General features: G+C 70.0%; 19 protein-coding genes. 2 read left to right on the top strand and 17 right to left on the bottom strand.

Going from position 1 to position 16,120, the window contains the following annotated elements; translation table 11 throughout:
• Positions 1-66: 66 nt before the first annotated feature.
• The 14 genes from nuoK to Msi02_RS24305 form a co-directional block, all read right to left on the bottom strand.
• Positions 67-363 (bottom strand): NADH-quinone oxidoreductase subunit NuoK, encoded by a 297-nt coding sequence (nuoK, locus tag Msi02_RS24370; protein ID WP_030506864.1) that lies wholly within the window; start codon positions 361-363, stop codon positions 67-69.
• Positions 360-1,289 carry an NADH-quinone oxidoreductase subunit J gene (locus Msi02_RS24365; RefSeq protein WP_079315512.1) on the bottom strand — a complete coding sequence of 310 codons (930 nt, stop codon included), beginning with the start codon at positions 1,287-1,289 and terminating at the stop codon, positions 360-362. Before Msi02_RS24365 ends, nuoK begins: the two co-directional genes overlap by 4 nt.
• Complete coding sequence (nuoI, locus tag Msi02_RS24360; RefSeq protein WP_139574090.1) at positions 1,282-1,797, bottom strand: NADH-quinone oxidoreductase subunit NuoI; 516 nt, start codon at positions 1,795-1,797, stop codon at positions 1,282-1,284. Before nuoI ends, Msi02_RS24365 begins: the two co-directional genes overlap by 8 nt.
• The gene (gene nuoH, locus Msi02_RS24355) at positions 1,784-3,142 is read right to left on the bottom strand and encodes an NADH-quinone oxidoreductase subunit NuoH (protein WP_079315514.1); all 1,359 of its coding nucleotides are present in this window, start codon (positions 3,140-3,142) and stop codon (positions 1,784-1,786) included. The genes nuoI and nuoH overlap by 14 nt, the downstream gene beginning before the upstream one ends.
• Positions 3,139-5,535 (bottom strand): NADH-quinone oxidoreductase subunit G, encoded by a 2,397-nt coding sequence (locus Msi02_RS24350; RefSeq protein WP_204050407.1) that lies wholly within the window; start codon positions 5,533-5,535, stop codon positions 3,139-3,141. The genes nuoH and Msi02_RS24350 overlap by 4 nt, the downstream gene beginning before the upstream one ends.
• Positions 5,532-6,818 carry an NADH-quinone oxidoreductase subunit NuoF gene (gene nuoF / locus Msi02_RS24345; protein ID WP_204050406.1) on the bottom strand — a complete coding sequence of 429 codons (1,287 nt, stop codon included), beginning with the start codon at positions 6,816-6,818 and terminating at the stop codon, positions 5,532-5,534. The genes Msi02_RS24350 and nuoF overlap by 4 nt, the downstream gene beginning before the upstream one ends.
• The gene (gene nuoE, locus Msi02_RS24340; RefSeq protein ID WP_079315516.1) at positions 6,815-7,486 is read right to left on the bottom strand and encodes an NADH-quinone oxidoreductase subunit NuoE; all 672 of its coding nucleotides are present in this window, start codon (positions 7,484-7,486) and stop codon (positions 6,815-6,817) included. Before nuoE ends, nuoF begins: the two co-directional genes overlap by 4 nt.
• The gene (locus Msi02_RS24335) at positions 7,483-8,799 is read right to left on the bottom strand and encodes an NADH-quinone oxidoreductase subunit D (RefSeq protein WP_204050405.1); all 1,317 of its coding nucleotides are present in this window, start codon (positions 8,797-8,799) and stop codon (positions 7,483-7,485) included. The genes nuoE and Msi02_RS24335 overlap by 4 nt, the downstream gene beginning before the upstream one ends.
• 49 nt (positions 8,800-8,848) lie before the next feature.
• A complete protein-coding gene (locus tag Msi02_RS24330; RefSeq protein ID WP_079315517.1) occupies positions 8,849-9,514 on the bottom strand; it encodes an NADH-quinone oxidoreductase subunit C in 666 nt (221 codons plus the stop codon).
• Positions 9,511-10,062 carry a NuoB/complex I 20 kDa subunit family protein gene (locus Msi02_RS24325; RefSeq protein ID WP_079315518.1) on the bottom strand — a complete coding sequence of 184 codons (552 nt, stop codon included), beginning with the start codon at positions 10,060-10,062 and terminating at the stop codon, positions 9,511-9,513. The genes Msi02_RS24330 and Msi02_RS24325 overlap by 4 nt, the downstream gene beginning before the upstream one ends.
• 2 nt (positions 10,063-10,064) lie before the next feature.
• Positions 10,065-10,424 carry an NADH-quinone oxidoreductase subunit A gene (locus Msi02_RS24320; RefSeq protein WP_079315519.1) on the bottom strand — a complete coding sequence of 120 codons (360 nt, stop codon included), beginning with the start codon at positions 10,422-10,424 and terminating at the stop codon, positions 10,065-10,067.
• A 2-nt stretch (positions 10,425-10,426) separates the two neighbouring features.
• Entirely contained in the window at positions 10,427-10,570 is a 144-nt protein-coding gene (locus Msi02_RS24315; RefSeq protein ID WP_179155203.1) for a hypothetical protein, read from the bottom strand.
• Positions 10,567-11,820, bottom strand: coding sequence for a geranylgeranyl reductase family protein (locus Msi02_RS24310; RefSeq protein WP_204050404.1), 1,254 nt, complete (start codon positions 11,818-11,820; stop codon positions 10,567-10,569). Before Msi02_RS24310 ends, Msi02_RS24315 begins: the two co-directional genes overlap by 4 nt.
• Before the next feature lie 162 nt (positions 11,821-11,982).
• Complete coding sequence (locus Msi02_RS24305) at positions 11,983-12,705, bottom strand: demethylmenaquinone methyltransferase (RefSeq protein WP_079315521.1); 723 nt, start codon at positions 12,703-12,705, stop codon at positions 11,983-11,985.
• Between the two features lie 101 nt (positions 12,706-12,806).
• Between Msi02_RS24305 and Msi02_RS24300 the strand changes: the two genes are divergently transcribed.
• Positions 12,807-14,054: a hypothetical protein gene (locus tag Msi02_RS24300; RefSeq protein ID WP_239108661.1), complete on the top strand. Its 1,248-nt coding sequence runs from the start codon at positions 12,807-12,809 to the stop codon at positions 14,052-14,054.
• Here Msi02_RS24300 and Msi02_RS24295 read toward each other — a convergent pair.
• Positions 14,051-14,260, bottom strand: coding sequence for a DUF4229 domain-containing protein (locus Msi02_RS24295; protein WP_079315523.1), 210 nt, complete (start codon positions 14,258-14,260; stop codon positions 14,051-14,053). The two genes, Msi02_RS24300 and Msi02_RS24295, sit on opposite strands and share 4 nt — an antisense overlap.
• 259 nt (positions 14,261-14,519) lie before the next feature.
• Here Msi02_RS24295 and Msi02_RS24290 point away from each other — a divergent pair, with 259 nt between their 5' ends.
• On the top strand, positions 14,520-14,741 hold the full coding sequence (locus tag Msi02_RS24290) for a BldC family transcriptional regulator (protein ID WP_079315524.1): 222 nt from the start codon (positions 14,520-14,522) through the stop codon (positions 14,739-14,741).
• A 113-nt stretch (positions 14,742-14,854) separates the two neighbouring features.
• Here Msi02_RS24290 and Msi02_RS24285 read toward each other — a convergent pair whose 3' ends face one another.
• Positions 14,855-15,091, bottom strand: coding sequence for a hypothetical protein (locus tag Msi02_RS24285; protein ID WP_030506849.1), 237 nt, complete (start codon positions 15,089-15,091; stop codon positions 14,855-14,857).
• 9 nt (positions 15,092-15,100) lie between these two features.
• Positions 15,101-16,096 carry a hypothetical protein gene (locus tag Msi02_RS24280; protein ID WP_204050403.1) on the bottom strand — a complete coding sequence of 332 codons (996 nt, stop codon included), beginning with the start codon at positions 16,094-16,096 and terminating at the stop codon, positions 15,101-15,103.
• Positions 16,097-16,120 lie beyond the last annotated feature (24 nt).

Raw genomic sequence — 16,120 nt, 5'->3', positions numbered from 1 at the left:
GAGCCAGGCTGCTCCGATCGCTCCGCCGGAGTGCTGGATGATCTCAGCGGGTTCCACGGCCACCTCTTAGTACTTCAGCAGGCTGACGTCGTCGACCGACGCGGACCTGCGGGTTCGGAAGATCGTCACGATGATGGCCAGGCCGATGACCACCTCGGCGGCGGCCACGATCATCACGAAGAACGCGATGAGCTGGCCGTCGAGGTTGCCGTTCTGCCGGGCGAAGGTGACGAACGCCAGGTTGCAGGCGTTGAGCATGAGCTCGACGCACATGAACACGACAATGGCGTTGCGCCGTACGAGCACGCCGACGCCGCCGATGGCGAACAGCAGCGCGGAGAGCACCAGATAGTGCGTGGTCACTTGCCGTCCTCCTCGCTCAGGGACTCCCTCACGGACTCACCGCGCGGGCGGACGACCCGGCCGGCCACGACACCCTCTTCGTCCATGGGCTCGGTGTCGGGGCCACCGTCCCTGGCCTCCTCGGCCACGGTGGGCGTGCTGTGGCCGTTGGTGTGCCCGGCGGCGCGCTGCTGCGCGGCCTCCTCCTGCTCCAGCACGCGGGCGACCTCCGGAGGCAGGATGCCCTGGGACTCCTCGTACCGGGCGATGTACCGGTTGACCGACAGCGGCGAGACCGACCCGTCGGGCAGCAGCGCCGGCATGTCGATGGCGTTGTGCCGGGCGTAGGTGCCGGGGCCGGGCAGCGGCGCCGGGTTCTTGCCCGTCCTGCCGAAGGCGACGAAGCGCTGCCGGGACAGGTCCTTCTGCGTCGGCTTGGCCTCGGCGCGCTCCCGGTGCGCGAGCACCATCGCGCCGAGCGCGGCGGTGATCAGCAGCGCCGAGGTGACCTCGAAGGCGAACACGTGGCGCGTGAAGATCAGCTCGGCCAGGGAGGGCACGTTGCCCGCCTGCGTGGCCGCGGCCAGGCCCTTGGCCGGGCCGACGACCGCGTTGCCGATTCCGGCGGCGAGCAGGACGGCGAAGCCGAGCCCGCCCACGATGGCCCAGAACCGCTGGCCCTTGATCGTCTCCACGAGGGAGTCGGACGAGTCCACGCCCACGAGCATGAGCACGAACAGGAACAGCATCATGACCGCGCCGGTGTAGACGATGATCTGCACCGCCGCCAGGAACGGAGCGTCCTGAACCGCGTACAGCACCGCCAGCGAGAGCATGACGACGCCGAGCATGAGGGCCGAGTAGACGGCCCTGCGGCTGAAGACGAGTCCGAGCGCGGCGATCACCGAGACGACCGCGAGCACCCAGAACGTGATGGACTCACCCATTGCTTCGACCCAACCGGTAGTAGTCCTCCTCGGTTTCGCCGAGGCGCATCGGGTGTGGCGGCTGCTCCATGCCCGGTCCGAGCGGCGCGAGGAGCATCTCCTTGGTGTAGATCAACGACTCGCGGCTGGAGTCGGCGAGCTCGTACTCGTTGGTCATCGTGAGCGCCCGGGTGGGGCACGCCTCGATGCACAGCCCGCAGAGGATGCAGCGCAGGTAGTTGATCTGGTAAACGCGGCCGTACCGCTCACCCGGCGAGAAACGCTCCTCGTCGGTGTTGTCGCCGCCCTCGACGTAGATGGCGTCGGCCGGACAGGCCCAGGCGCACAGCTCGCAGCCGACGCACTTCTCCAGGCCGTCGGGCCACCGGTTCAGCTGGTGCCGCCCGTGGAAGCGCGGCGCGGTGGGCCGCTTCTCCTCGGGATAGTTGACGGTCACCGGCTTTTTGAACATGTGGTGGAAGGTGACGCCGAATCCCTTGATCGGGTTCAGCCAATCAGTTGCTCCCACTGGTCACCTCCTTGGCGGCGTCGGAATTGAGGCGCGCGGCGGGCACGACTCCGTGGTAGTGCGGGGCGTCGAGCGGCGGCACCGGGAACCCGCCCGCGGTCGGCTCCTCGCGGAGCTGCTCGAACTCCTCCTCGATCGCGGCCGCCTTGGCCTCCCTGCGGCGCTGGTTGACCGTGTCGAACCGCAGCCAGATCGCGAAGGCGCCGATGATGACGACCGCCCCGATGGTCAGGATGATCGCCCGGTCGGCCTCGGGCATGCGCAGCGCCTTGAACGTGGCGGCCAGCAGGATCCAGCCCAGGTTGAGCGGGATCAGCACCTTCCAGCCGAAGGCCATCAGCTGGTCGTACCGGACACGCGGCAGCGAGGCGCGCACCCAGACGAAGAACCCGAACGCGATGACCAGCTTGATGAAGAACCACAGCATCGGCCACCAGCCGGAGTTCGCGCCGTCCCACAGGGAGATCGGCCACGGGGCCCGCCAGCCGCCGAAGAACAGCGTGATCGCCATCGCCGAGACCGTGAAGACGTTCACGTACTCGGCGAGCATGAACATCGCGAACTTCAGCGAGGAGGAGTACTCGGTGTGGAAGCCGCCGACCAGCTCGCCCTCGCCCTCGGGGAGGTCGAAGGGCACGCGGTTCGTCTCGCCCAGCATCGTGATCGCGTAGATCAGGAAGGACGGGATCAGCGAGACCACGTACCAGGACGGCGCCGGGATCGACAGTCCGAAGATGTCCCAGGTGCCGCCGCTCGCCTGCTTCGCCACGATCTCCGAGGTGGACAGCGTGCCCGCCTGGAGGAACACCGCGACGAACGACAGGCCCATCGCGATCTCGTACGACACGACCTGGGCGCTGGAGCGCAGGCCGCCGAGGATCGCGTACGGCGAGCGGGAGCCCCACCCGGCGAGCACGACGCCGTAGACGCCGATCGAGGCGGTGGCCAGGACCAGCAGGACCGCGACCGGCAGGTCGGTGAGCTGCAGCGGCGTCTTGTGGCCGAACATCCACACCATCGGCCCGAACGGCACGACGGAGAAGGCCAGGAAGGCCGGGACGGCGATGATGACCGGGGCCAGGAAGTAGATCACCTTGTCCACGGTGCGTGGCATGATGTCTTCCTTCAGGCCCATCTTCAGGCCGTCGGCCACCGACTGCAGCAGGCCGAACTTGCCTGCCCGGTTGGGGCCGTAGCGGTGCTGCATGCGCGAGATGAGCTTGCGCTCGGTCCACACGCCGAACAGCACGCCCAGCATCAGGAACACGAAGATCGCGACGGCCTTGATGATGCTGATCCACAGGGGATCATGGCCGAAGTCGTTCAGCGTGGGTACGTTGTTCACGACACGCTCCCGATCGTTACGATGTCGCCGCCCACCGCGCGCAGGTCGCGGGTGACCGACAGGCCGGCGGAGTTGGACGGCAGCCACACGACCCGGTCGGGCAGGTCCGCGATCCGCACCGGGACGACCACGTCGTCGCCGATGGTGATCTTCCCGCCGTCCACCGCGCCGATCTCGGCGGCCGTCGCCTCCGACAGCAGCGCCGCCACCGTGCGGGCGGTCCCCGCCAGGTAGGGCTCGCCGTCCTGCATCCGGCCGTCGTCGAGCAGCAGGTGCCAGGTCGCCAGCACGGCCTCGCCCGCCTGCGGCTCCCTGACCGGGCGGCCGGTGACCGCGGGCGCGGCCGGGCGGGTGCCCTTCCACGCGCCGAGCGCGGCCATCTCGCGCCGGGCGGCGGCGGGGTCGGGCAGGCCGAGGTGGACGTCCATCTGGTCGGCGATCGAGGCGATGGCGCGCAGGTCGCTCATCAGGCCGGGGACGGCCGTGGCCACGCCGAACGAGCGGCCCCTGCCCTCCCAGTCGACGAACGTGCCGGACTTCTCGGCCACCGCGGCGACCGGCAGGACCACGTCGGCCCGGTCGGTGACCGCGCTGGCGCGGATCTCCAGGCTGACGATGAACGGCGTGTTCTCCAGCGCCGCCAGGGCCCTGGCCGGGTCGGGCAGGTCGTAGGGGTCCACGCCCGCCACGACCAGCGCGTCGACCTCGTCGTTCAGCGCGGCCTCGATGATGCCGGCGGTGTCGCGGCCGGGCTCCTCGGGCAGCGAGGCGACGCCCCACACCCGGGCGACCTCCGCGCGGGCGGTCTCGTCGGCGGCCGGGCGGCCGATCGGCAGCAGGCCCGGCAGGGCGCCCGCCTCCAGCGCGCCACGCTCACCGGCCCGGCGCGGCACCCAGGCGAGCCGGGCGCCGGTGGCCTGCGAGAGCCGTACGAGCGCGGACAGGGCGCCGGGGGCGGTGGCGAGCCGCTCACCGGCGAGGATGATCGCGCCCTCGGGCAGCAGGTCGCCGCCGACGAGGTCGCCGAGCGCCTCGGCCTCGGCGCCGGGCCGCGTGCGGATCAGCGTGCCCTTCATCTTGGCCAGGCCCGGCGTGGCGAACGGCGCCAGCGAGTAGACCTTCAGGCCCCGCTTGCGCGCCGCCTTGCGCAGGCGCAGGAAGACGATCGGCGACTCCTCTTCGGGCTCGAACCCGGCCAGGAGCACGGCCGGGGCCGTCTCCAGGTCGGCGTAGGAGACCTCGATGCCCTTGCCGGCCACGGCGTGGGCGAGGAAGCGCGTCTCCTCCTCGGAGTGCGGGCGGGCCCGGAAGTCGATGTCGTTGGTGCCGAGGGCGATCCTGGCGAACTTGCTGTAGGCGTAGGCGTCCTCGACCGTGAGCCGCCCGCCGACCAGCACGCCGGCCTTGCCGCGGGCCCGCAGCAGGCCCTCGGCGGCGACGGCCAGCGCGTCCGGCCAGGAGGTGGGGACGAGCTTGCCGCTCTCGTCACGGACCAGCGGCGACCGCAGGCGGTCGGGCGCGGTGGCGTAGGTGAAGGCCCACCGGCCCTTGTCGCAGTTCCACTCCTCGTTGACCTGCGGGTCGTCCCCGGCCAGGCGGCGGGTGACCTTGCCGCGGCGGTGGTCGGTGCGCAGCGAGCAGCCCGACGCGCAGTGCTCGCACGCGCTCGGCGTGGAGACCAGGTCGAACGGGCGGGAGCGGAACCGGTAGGCCGCGCCGGTCAGCGCGCCCACCGGGCAGATCTGGATGGTGTTGCCCGAGAAGTAGGACTGGAACGGCTCGCCGTCGGCGACGCCCACCTGCTCCTTGGCCCCGCGCTCGAAGAAGTCGATGAGCGGGTCACCGGCGATCTGCTCGGAGAACCGGATGCAGCGCGCGCACTGGATGCAGCGCTCGCGGTCGAGCAGCACCTCGCTCGACAGCGGGACGGGCTTCTCGAACGTCCGCTTCTGCTCGACGAACCGGCTCTCGCCCTGGCCGTTCGACATGGCCTGGTTCTGCAGGGGGCACTCGCCGCCCTTGTCGCAGACCGGGCAGTCGAGCGGGTGGTTCAGCAGCAGCATCTCCATCACGCCGCGCTGGGCCTTCTCGGCCACCGGCGAGGTGAGCTGCGTCTTGACCACCATGCCCTCGGCGACCTCGATCGCACAGGACGGCTGCGGCTTGGGGAAGCCGCGGCCGTTGCCCGCGTCCGGGATGTCGACCAGGCACTGACGGCAGTTGGCCGCCGGCGAGAGCAGCGGGTGGTCGCAGAACCGGGGGATCTGGATCCCCAGCAGCTCCGCGGCCCGGATGATCAGCGTGCCCTTGGGGACGCTGATCTGGAAGCCGTCGATGGTCAGGGTGACCATGTCCACGACCGGCTGCTCCGGCTGCGTCGTCTGAACTGTCACTTGGACCCCCACACCGTGGAAGCGGCGGGATCGAACGGGCAGCCGCCGATCTCGAAGTGCTTGAGGTATTCGTCGCGGAACTGCTTCACCGACGAGTGGATCGGGCTCGTGGCACCGTCACCGAGGGCGCAGAACGAGCGGCCGAGGATGTTGTCGGCGATGTCGGTGATCGTGGCCAGGTCCTCCTCGGAGCCCTGGCCCTTCTCCAGCCGCTTGAGCACCTGCTTGAGCCAGTAGGTGCCCTCGCGGCACGGGGTGCACTTGCCGCAGGACTCGTGCGCGTAGAACTCGGTCCAGCGCAGGACGGCCCGGACCACGCAGGTCGTCTCGTCGAAGATCTGCAGGGCGCGGGTGCCCAGCATCGAGCCCTTGGCCCCGACCGACTCGAAGTCGAGCGGCACGTCGAGGTGCTCGGCCGTGAAGATCGGCGTCGAGGAGCCTCCCGGCGTCCAGAACTTCAGCTCGTGGCCCTCGCGGATGCCGCCCGCCATGTCGAGCAGTTCGCGCAGCGTGATGCCCAGCGGGGCCTCGTACTGGCCCGGCCGGGTCACGTGGCCCGACAGGGAGAAGATGCCGAAGCCCTTGGACTTCTCGGTGCCCATCCCGGCGAACCAGTCGGCGCCGTTGGCCACGATGCTCGGCACGCTCGCGATCGACTCGACGTTGTTGATCACGGTCGGGCACGCGTACAGGCCGGCGACCGCCGGGAACGGCGGCTTGAGCCGAGGCTGGCCGCGGTAGCCCTCCAGCGAGTCGAGCAGCGCGGTCTCCTCGCCGCAGATGTACGCCCCGGCGCCGCTGTGCACGACGAGTTCGAGGTCGTAGCCCGAGCCGAGGATGTCCGACCCGAGGTAGCCCTTCTCGTACGCCTCCCGGACCGCGGCCTGCACCCGGCGGATGACGTGGAGCACCTCGCCGCGGATGTAGATGAACGCGTGGTTGGCCCGGATGGCGTAGGACGCGATGATCACGCCCTCGACCAGCGCGTGCGGGTTGGCCATCATGAGCGGGATGTCCTTGCAGGTCCCCGGCTCGGACTCGTCGGCGTTGACCACGAGGTAGTGGGCCTTGCCGTCGCCCTGCGGGATGAAGCCCCACTTCATGCCGGTCGGGAAGCCCGCGCCGCCGCGGCCGCGCAGGCCGGAGTCCTTCACCATCTGGATGACGGCGTCGGGCTCCATGCCCAGGGCCTTCTTCGCGGCCGCGTACTCGCCGTACCCGTCGAGGGTGAACGAGTCGGCCCGGTCCCAGTTCCTGGTCAGGACCGGCGTAAGGGTGGTCATTCCGCGCTCCCCTCGGCCTTGGGGGCCTCCCAGCCGTTGGCCTTGGCGACCTTCAGGCCCTCCAGCGACGGGCCGGCGGCCGACGGGCCGTCACCGGCCTGGCCGTCGGGCAGACCGGCGAGGACCCGGGACGCCTCCTTGAACGTGCACAGCCGGCGCGGGCCGCGCGTGGGCGCGACCTCCTTGCCCGCACGCAGGTCGTCGACGAGCTGCTTGGCCGACTCCGGCGTCTGGTTGTCGAAGAACTCCCAGTTGACCATCATGACCGGCGCGAAGTCGCAGGCGGCGTTGCACTCCAGCCGCTCCAGCGTGATCTTGCCGTCCGCCGTGGTCTCGTCGTGGCCGACGCCCACGTGCTCGCTGAGCTCTTCCCAGATCTCGTCGCCGCCCATGACCGCGCACAGCGTGTTGATGCAGACGCCGACGTTGTACTCGCCGGCGGGCTTGCGCTTGTACATGGTGTAGAAGGTCGCGACGCCCACGACCTCGGCCTTGGACAGGCCCAGCATCTCGGCGCAGAACTCCTGGCCGTCGTCGGAGATGTAGCCGTCCTCCGACTGCACCAGGTGCAGCAGCGGCAGCAGCGCCGAACGCGGCCGGGGGTAGCGGCCGATGATCTCCTTGGCGTCCGTCTCCAGACGCTCGCGGACCTCGGGCGCGTAACTCATCGGTCCACACCTCCCATGACCGGGTCGATCGAGGCGACCGCGGAGATGACGTCGGCGACCATGCCGCCCTCGCACGTCGCGGGCACCGCCTGCAGGTTCGTGAACGACGGGTCGCGGAAGTGGACCCGGTAGGGCCGGGTGCCGCCGTCGCTGACCACGTGCGCGCCGAGCTCGCCGCGCGGCGACTCGACCGAGGCGTACGCCTGCCCGGCCGGCACCCGGAAGCCCTCGGTCACCAGCTTGAAGTGGTGGATCAGAGCCTCCATGGAGCTGCCCATGATGTGGGCGATGTGGTCGGGCGAGTTGCCGAGACCGTCGGGGCCGAGCGCGAGCTGCGACGGCCACCCGATCTTCTTGTCATCGATCATCACCGGGCCGCCCTTGAGCGGGCCGGACAGCCGGTCGAGCGCCTGCTCGATGATCTTGAGGGACTCCTCCATCTCGGCCACGCGGACGAGGTAGCGGCCGTACACGTCGCAGGTGTTCTGCGTCGGCACCTCGAACTCGTACGTCTCGTAGCCGCAGTAGGGCTGCGACTTGCGCAGGTCCCACGGCAGGCCGGCGGCGCGCAGCATGGGCCCGGTGACGCCGAGCGCCATGCAGCCGGTCAGGTCGAGGTAGGCCACGTCCTTGGTGCGCCGGGTGTAGACCGGGTTGGCGTCGAGGAGCTTGCGCATCTCCTTGATCCGCCCGGGCATGATCTTGAGGAACTCACCGATCTTGTCGACCGCGCCGGCCGGCAGGTCGACGCTGACGCCGCCCGGCCGGACGTACGCCATGTTCATCCGCAGACCGGTGATGTACTCCATCAGGTCGAGCACCATCTCGCGCTCGCGGAAGCCGAACAGCATCGGCGTCGTCGCGCCCAGCTCCATGCCGAACGTCGCGATCGCGACCAGGTGCGAGGAGATCCGGGTGAGCTCCATCGTCAGGACCCGGATGGCCTGCGCCCGGTCCGGGATCCTGTCGGTGATCCCGAGGAGCTTCTCGACGCCCATGCAGTAGGCGGTCTCGTTGAAGATCGGCGCGAGATAGTCCATGCGGGTGACGAACGTGACCCCCTGGGTCCACGTCCGATACTCCATGTTCTTCTCGATGCCGGTGTGCAGGTAGCCGATCACCGTGCGGGCCTCGGTCACGGTCTCGCCGTCGAGGGTCAGCACGAGCCGGAGCACGCCGTGGGTCGACGGGTGCTGCGGGCCCATGTTGACGACCAGGCGCTCGTCGGCCGACTCGCTAACGGTCTTGACCAGCTCGTCCCAGTCCTGACCGGCGACGTCGTAGATCCGGCCCTCGGTCTCGGTGGTGCTCACGACGCTCTCCTCGCTGCCCTCGTCCACTCGTGCAGGTCGTCGCGGATGCTCACGAGTACGACCTCCTCCGGTCCGGCGCGGGGACCTCGGCGCCGCGGTACTCGACCGGGATTCCGCCGAGCGGATAGTCCTTGCGCTGCGGGTGCCCCTCCCAGTCGTCCGGCATCTCGATCCGGGTCAGCGCCGGGTGGCCGTCGAAGACGATTCCGAAGAAGTCGTACGTCTCGCGCTCATGCCAGTCGTGCGTGGGGTAGACCTGAACCGTGGAGGGGATGTGCGGGTCGGCGTCGGGGCAGGAGACCTCCACCCGGATGCGCCGGTTGTGCGTGATGGAGCACAGGTGGTAGACGGCGTGCAGCTCCGCGCCCGTCTCCTCGGGGTAGTGCACGCCCGAGACGCCGAGCGACAGCTCGAACCGCAGCGCCGCGTCGTCGCGCAGGTGCCGCATCACCTCGGGCAGCCGTTCGCGCCGCACGTGGAAGGTGATCTCGCCGCGGTCGACGACCACGCGCTCGATGGCGTCGGCGAACGCCGGCTCCAGCGCGTCGGCCACCTCGTCGAAGTACGACCCGTACGGCCGGCTGCTGGACAGCTTCGGCGGACGGCGGACGACCAGGCGGTTGTAGCCGGAGGTGTCGCCGCTGTCCTTGACGCCGAACATGCCCCTGCGGGCGACGGGCTCCTCGGGCAGCCCGGGCAGGTTCTCGGTGGTCACTTTCCGGCCCCCTGGTCGATCAGCGGCAGCGTACGCAGCGCCTGGAGCTCCAGCTCCTCGATCTGCTTCTCGCGGTGCGCGCCGAACTTCATGTTCTGAATCTTGTCGTGCAGCTTCACGATGGCGTCGATCAGCATCTCCGGGCGCGGCGGGCAGCCGGGCAGGTAGATGTCGACCGGCACCACGTGGTCCACGCCCTGCACGATGGCGTAGTTGTTGAACATGCCGCCGCTGGACGCGCAGACGCCCATCGCGATGACCCACTTGGGCTCGGCCATCTGGTCGTAGATCTGGCGGAGGACGGGCGCCATCTTCTGCGACAGGCGACCGGCCACGATCATCAGGTCGGCCTGGCGCGGGGACGCGGAGGCGCGCTCCATGCCGAAGCGGGCCAGGTCGTGCTTCGGGCCGCCGGTGGCCATCAGTTCGATGGCGCAGCACGCGAGACCGAAGGTCGCAGGCCAGACGGAGTTCTTCCGGGCCCAGCCGGCCACCTGCTCGACGGTGGTGAGGACGAACCCGCTCGGGAGTTTCTCTTCAAGACCCATGGCTAATCCCAATCGAGGCCGCGACGCCGCCACACATAGGCGTACGCCACGAGAACGGTGACGATGAACAGCACCATCTCGACGAGCCCGAACACGCCGAGTTTGTCGAAGGCCACCGCCCACGGATAGAGGAAGATGATCTCGATGTCGAACACGATGAACAGCATCGCGGTGATCATGTACTTCAGCGGGAAGCGGCCGCCGCCGACCGGCTGCGGAGTGGGCTCGATGCCGCACTCGTAGGCGTCCAGTTTCGCGCGGTTCCAGCGCTTCGGCCCGGTGAAGGGCGCGATGCTCACGGAGAACACGGCGAATCCCGCCGCGAGGACCGCGAGCACCACGATCGGCACATACAGCTCCATGGCTACATGTCCTCGCTTACTCGGTGAATTTGGGCGATCACGAGAATGCCGGAGAGCGCGGCCGGCCGGGCGGCCACCTGCGGGGCCGGCGGCGATGTGCGCGTCGTCTCGGTCATGCGGGCTTCAGTCATGCTGGCTTCGGTCATGATGGCGGAGCCACCTTGGACAGGGCGTTGATTATGCGGTCGGAGGCGTCGCCCCGCCGGTCTGTGAGATTAGCGAGCAGCTTGAAGGCGAATCTCATCAGGGTGGGATGGGGCATCCCGTGCCGGGTGGCGAAGCTCATCACTCCCGGCCTTCCGATCGCCTCCACGAACAGGCGGCCGAGGGTGAAGTATCCCCCATGGGCGTCTTTGAGGATACGCGGGTAGGCAAGTAACACGCGCTCACGCTGGGCGGGCGTCGGCCGGGACAGCGCCTGGACGATCACCTCGGCCGCGGTCCGGCCGGTCTCCATGGCGTACGCGATGCCCTCGCCGTTGAACGGGTTGATCGACCCGCCCGCGTCGCCCACGAGAACCATCCCGCGGGTGTAGTGCGGCTGCCGGTTGAAGCCCATCGGCAGCGCGGCGCCCCTGATCGGGCCCGTCATGTTCTCGTCGGTGAAGCCCCACTCCGCCGGCGTGTTCTTCATCCAGCGCCGCAGCAGGTCGCGGTAGTCGATGTTCTTGAACGCCTCGCTGGTGTTCAGCAGGCCGAGGCCGACGTTGGAGGTGCCGTCGCCGACGGGGAAGATCCAGCCGTAGCCGGGGAGCAGCCGGTCGCCGTCCCACAGTTCGAGCCACGTCTCCAAGTAGTCGTCGTCGTGCCGGGGGCTCTTGTAGTAGGTGCGCACCGCCACGCCCATCGGGCGGTCCTCGCGCTTGTGCAGGCCCATCGCGATCGACAGCCGGGTCGAGTTGCCGTCGGCCGCCACCACGAGCCGCGAGCGGTAGGACACCTCCTCGCCGTCCGCCTTGGCCGTCACTCCCACGACGTGACCGCTGCGCTCGTCGAGCACCGGGCCTGTAACGTTCACGCCCTCGCGCAGCCGGACGCCCGCGCGCTCGGCGTGCCTGGCGAGGATCTGGTCGAAGTCGGCGCGGGTGCGCACGAGGCCGAAGTCGGGGTAGCTCGACAGCTCGGGCCAGTCGAGTTCGAGGCGCACGCCGCCGCCGTAGACGCGCAGCCCCTTGTTCCTGATCCAGCCGGGCGCGTCGATGTCGACGCCCATGGCGACGAGTTCCTTCACCGCCCGCGGGGTCAGCCCGTCACCGCAGACCTTCTCACGCGGGAAGCGCGTCTTCTCCAGCAGCAGTACGTCGAGACCGGCGCGGGCGAGGTGGAAGGCCGTCGTCGCACCCGCGGGACCCGCACCGACGACGATGACGTCGGCGTCGACATCTCTCCGCGTCACGCGGGCTTGCTCGCTCACGGGGGACCTATCCGTTCCAGGGAAGGAAGGCCTCGAATTGGTTTAGACCTTCGTGCCTTTGTGAACAACTTCACAAACTGTCGCGCCGCAGTCTAACCCCTATCCGGCGCACAGTGTCAGAGGGGTATGGCCAAGCACGCCTCATCACGCTTTGACCGCCCGATGCAGGGCCACGATGCCGAGCGTGAGGTTGCGCCAGGCCACCTTCCGCCAGCCGGCCTCCTGGATGATCCCCGCCAGCGCCTCCTGGTCGGGCCAGGCCCGGATCGACTCGGCGAGGTACTCGTAGGAGTCGGGGTTCGAGCTGACCATCCGGGCCACCGGCGGCAGCAGCTTCATCAGGTACTGCGAGTAGACGAGGTCGAACGACTTGGGCGTCGGCCGGGAGAACTCGCAGATCACCAGCCTGCCGCCCGGGCGGGTCACCCGCAGCATCTCGCGCAGCGCCTGCCCGGTGTCGGCCACGTTGCGCAGGCCGAAGGAGATCGTCACCGCGTCGAACGTGTCGTCGCGGAACGGCAGGCGCAGCGCGTCGCCCGCGACGAACGTCACCCCGCGCACGCCCCCGCCGTACAGGCCGGAGCCGCCGCGCCGCTCGACGCCCGTGCGGAGCATGCCGAGCGAGAAGTCGCAGGCGATCGCCCGCGCCCCGAGCGCGGTGAACGCGTCGGTCGAGGTGCCGGTGCCCGCGGCGAGGTCGAGGACCAGCTCGCCGGGCCCGGCGTCGATCGCCGCCGCGGTGGCCTTCCGCCACAGGCGGTCCTGGCCGAGCGAGAGGACGTCGTTGACCAGGTCGTAGCGCCGGGCCGTGCGATCGAACATCGCGGCGACCTCGTGCGGCTGCTTGTCCAGCGATGCGCGCGTCATGCACGCAAGCCTAGGCGGCGACGGGCGCGCCCCCTCACCGCCGCCACCGGATGAGCGGAACGTAGTTCTCCGATTACGCTGCGTCTGCTAGAAATTGGGGAATGCGCGTCACCACCGCACTGCTCCCAGTCGCATCGCTCGTCACATGCGCCGCCGTCCAGCCCGCCGTCCCGGTGTCCGCCGGGGTGCCGCAGCCCCGCGTGGTCTCGGAGAACCCGGTGAACACCACTCCGCACGTGCTGGACGGCATCGTCACCGCGTTCGCGCTGGTCGGCCGCACCGTCGTCGTGGGCGGCGAGTTCAGCGCGGTCCGCGAGGCCTGGGGCGGGGAGGACCTGCCGCGGGCGAACGTCTTCGCCTTCGACCTCTACACCGGGCGCGTCCTGCGCGACTTCGCACCGGACCTCGACGGGCCGGTGGCCGCGCTGGCCGCAGGTCCCGGCGGCACGGTCTTCGTGGGCGGCGCGTTCGGCGCGCCCTCCCGGGGACTGGTCCGCCTCCGCGTGTCCGACGGCGCCCCCGTCGACGGTTTCTCCGCCCCCGTCTACGGCGGGGAGGTCACCAGCCTCGTACGGCTGGGCGGCGCGCTCTACGTCGGCGGCGACTTCAGCAGGATCGGCCGCAGCCCGCGCACCGCGCTGGCCCGGGTGGACGCCGAGACCGGCACGGTGGACCCCCGGTTCACCGTCACGCCCGGCGACGGGCGCCGCGGCGATCCCCGGATCTACGCGATGGCGGCGGTCCGCGACCGCTTAGTGGTGGACGGCTCGTTCACCATGCTCGACGGCCTGCGCCGCCCGCAGCTCGGCGTGATCGACCTGACGACCGGGCGGGTGGCCGACTGGCGCACCGAGGCGTACGCCCCGGCGTGCAAGCCGGACTTCCCGTCGTACGTGCGGGGGCTCGACCTGTCTCCCGACGGGCGCTACTTCGTGGTCGTCACGACGGGCGGGCCGGCGCCGCGCACGTCCAAGCTGTGCGACTCGGCCGCGAGGTTCGAGACGTACGCGAAGGGCGAGGCGGTCCGTCCGACCTGGGTGAACCTGACCGGAGGGGACTCCCTGTACGCGGTCGCGGTCACGGGGTCCGCCGTCTACGTGGGCGGACATCAGCGCTGGCTGGACAACCCGAGGGGCGCCGACACGGCCGGTCCCGGAGCGGTCCACCGGCCCGGGATCGGGGCGATCGACCCGGTCACGGGCAGGGCGCTGCGCTGGAACCCCACGCGGGAAAGGGGAATCGGGGTAAAGGCCTTCCTGACCGTAAAGACAGGTCTTTTGGTGGGAAGCGACACGACGGAGCTCGGGCATGAGTACCATGCCCGCGTCGGCATGTTCCCGACGACCTAGTTCTTCCCCGCCTCCCGCCGTTTCCCGGCGATGCGCTCGCTCACCGCGTCGCGCTGTTTGGTCAGCAGCACATAGCTGGCCAGGCCGCTGACCAGGACCGCGAGCAGGAGCAGTGGGAACGACCGCAGGCCGACGAGATACAGGACGCCGAGGGCCACGGCGAACAGGCCGAGGCGCGAAAGGGTGTAAACGACAACCGGATGCACAGCGTCGAGGTTACGTCACTCTCCCGACGCGCCGGTCTCTCTTCGCATCTGCTGCGGGCACTGCTAGTGTTCACAACAAGGCGCTTTTGTAAAGAAACACCCATGAGCGCCCCAAAGAGGCTCTATCATATAACAATCGGGCACTGAGCCGGTAACAACCCGTGATCTTCTGCGAAAACCACGGATAAATCAGGCTTCGCTCGGCACACTGGTTACCTGTCCGCCCGCTGCAGGACGCGGGACGCGAGGGGGAGAGATTGTGGAGAGTAGCAGCGAGCGACTGCTGACTCCTGGAGAGGTTGCCGCTCTCTTCAGGGTCGACCCGAAGACCGTGACCCGTTGGGCCGCGGCCGGGCGCATCAGCAGCATCCGTACCCCCGGGGGGCACAGGCGGTTCCGTGAATCGGAAGTGCACGCCCTCCTTCGCGGTGAGGACGTCCTCACGGCCGAACGGCCGAACGGCGACTCCCCGCGAGTCTGACGCAGTACCAGCACCGGGTGATCCTGCGCGCTACCCGGACGCCGCAGGGTCACCGGAGTCAGCCTCATGTCGATTCTGCGTCCCCGGCCTGTCCTGCTCCCTTGCCGGGAACGTCAGTCCTGCTCCGCCTTGAAGGCCAGGAACGCCTGCTCGAGCGCGTCGTCGCCCTCACGCCAGCGGCGCCGCCGTTCGGCGTCCTCCTCCTCGGTGATCGACTCGGCCAGCCAGCGTTCGTAGTCCGGCTCTCCCGGCGCGACCTCGACGTACGCGTTGCCGATGAGGCGCCCGTCATCCGTGGTGAGTGACCTGGGCACGCGCAGCGTCCCGTCGCCGAGCCGGATCACGTACATCCGAATCACCTAGATTCCGTAACGCCGGTTGAAGAAGAGCATGACGTTGAGGGCGGCCCGCGTGTCCCCGCCCAGCATGTCGACCAGGGCCGGACGCTGCCGGGACGCGATCGCCGCGAACGCGTCGGCGAAGAACTCCTTGCGCCCCAGGCCGCCGGGCTGCCGGTGGAACGACGACGCGAACAGCGGCAGGCACTCCTCGTAGAGCGCCGCGAACTCCGGGGAGTCCGACACCCACTCTCCCGGACCGGCGTCCACGTCGTCCAGCGCATGTCCGACTTCGTGCATCATCACGTCCGGCGTGGGCGACGGCCGGTCCCCCACCACGATCTTGCGGTCGCCGTACGCGCCGGCGCAGATGTCCCAGGTGGCCCGTCCCGACGGCAGCGGCGCGCCGCGCAGGTAGCCCATGTCGTCCAGGTCGGGCACCCCGCCGCGCCCGACGTAGATGCCTTCGAGTCCGATGGCGAGCTTGGTCTTGAGCTGCTCGGGCAGGCTCGCCAGGCTGTCCACGGCCCGTACGGCGTCGGCGGAGGGAGGCCCTTCCGCGGCGTCCCACTCGCGGTACAGGATGCGCTCCAGCGGCCCGCAGTGCCGCCTGCCGTCCCGCAGGTCGGGCGCGTCGGGAGGGTGCGGCGCGGCCCGCGTCGGCAGGTCGTCGAGCTCGAAGTCCTGCCAGGTGTACTGCGGCCGGTCGTCCACCACGGGCGCGGTCACGGTGTGGGCCCGGTCCACCGGCTGCTCCGGCTGCTCTGGCGGCCAGCCGGGCCAGTCGGATCCCCATTGCCCGTCCCACTGCCTGCGACGGCCCTGCGGCCGTTCCGCGGGCCGGTCCTGGGTGCGCTCCACCGTACGGTCGGCGGCGGCCCGGTCGGAGACACGGTCGGTGACACGATCGGGAGGGCGTTCGGGGAGGTCCGTACGGCGGTGGGAGGACCAATAGGGCCCTCGCTGCCACCACCGCGACCCCCGCCGGTGGCGGCCCCTGTCGCCCGGCTCCGCCATCGCACCCCTCTGTCAGGCTCAGCG

It is taken from the genome of Microbispora siamensis (assembly GCF_016863095.1).
GTDB classification, from domain to species: domain Bacteria; phylum Actinomycetota; class Actinomycetes; order Streptosporangiales; family Streptosporangiaceae; genus Microbispora; species Microbispora siamensis.
The sequence above is the reverse complement of the archived record's forward strand: the minus strand, read 5'-3'. Positions and strand labels throughout refer to the sequence as shown.